General features: G+C 66.6%; 1 pseudogene. It reads left to right on the top strand.

The annotated features are described in order from the left end of the window. A pseudogene (locus tag JWG39_RS16195) lies at window positions 1-419 on the top strand (serine/threonine protein phosphatase); the annotation flags it as partial.

Consider the following 419-nt stretch of genomic DNA (forward strand, 5'->3'; position numbering starts at 1 on the left):
AACTGGCCCTGCGCGGCGGCGGTCCCGACAACGTCACCGTGGTGGTCGCCGACGTCGTCGACCACGACTACGGGCCCACCCAGCCGATCATCGCCGGGGCGGTGTCCGGCGATGACGGCGAGCAAGCGAACCGGCCCAACACTGCCGCAACCCGCGCTTCAGCCTTCAATCCCCGCAAAAGCGTGGTCAAACGGGTTCTGCCACAAGCAGACACCTCGATCCCGCCTCGTCGCCCGCGCCGCCGGATTGCGATCGGCGTCGCGTTGGCAGCGCTGCTGGCACTGGCGGTGCTGGCCATCGGCCGCACGGTGATCCGCAGCAACTACTATGTCAGCGACTACAACGGCACCGTGTCTATCATGCGCGGTGTCCAGGGATCGATCTTCGGATTTCCCCTGCACAAGCCGTACCTGATGGCC

This window comes from Desulforhopalus vacuolatus, from assembly GCF_016918505.1.
Classification (GTDB): domain Bacteria; phylum Desulfobacterota; class Desulfobulbia; order Desulfobulbales; family Desulfocapsaceae; genus Desulforhopalus; species Desulforhopalus vacuolatus.